Annotated in this window: 1 protein-coding gene; it reads right to left on the reverse strand. The window is 59.3% G+C overall.

Translation table 11 applies throughout. The features are described from left to right. Positions 1-750: molybdopterin-dependent oxidoreductase (locus tag ACXJ7R_RS35160; protein WP_457155807.1), on the reverse strand; the 750-nt coding region annotated here is incomplete at both ends.

The raw sequence follows: 750 nt of genomic DNA on the forward strand, positions 1-750 counted from the left end.
CCCTCGCCCGGCTTGACGTAAGGATCGTAGCCCTCGCGGTAACGCCATTTAGTCTCCTTGCCATCTACCACGGGCCAGCGCAGGCCCCTTTCTTCGTGGTAGCGGTCATAGGGCGCCAGATCGTGTCCGTGTCCGCGCCCAAATGTGGCGTACTCCTCGAACAACCCCTTCTGCAGATAGAACCCGAAATCCCTGGCTTCGTTGTTATCGTAGTCCGGGTCGACCTCGCTGACCGGAAATTTGTCGACATTGCCGTTTCGGAAGAGCACGTCAAAAAGCGTCTTGCCCCGGTACTCTGGGCTACTGTCGAGGATTTCCGCGGGCCAAACATCGTCGGTCGTAAAGCGCTTGGAAAATTCGACCAACTGCCAGAGATCGGAGCGCGCCTCGCCCTTGGCCTGCACCAATTGGTGCCAGACGTGCGTTCGGCGTTCGGCGTTGCCGTAGGCACCTTCCTTCTCGACCCACATGGCTGCCGGCAGGATCAAATCGGCGCTCATCGCCGTCACCGTCGGATAGGCATCGGACACGACAATGAAATTGTCGGGATTGCGGTAGCCAGGATAGGTCTCCTGACTGTCATTCGGCGCSGCCTGSASGTTGTTGTTGACCTGSAYCCARTAGAAATTCAGCTTGCCGTCCTTSAGCATCCGGTCCTGCTCGACCGCGTGRTAGCCYGGCTTYTCCGGCAGCAGGCCATGCGGCAATTTCCAGATTTCCTCCGCATGCGCGCGGTGCTCGGGGTTGGTC

The sequence above is a fragment of the Mesorhizobium sp. P5_C1 genome, assembly GCF_054049815.1.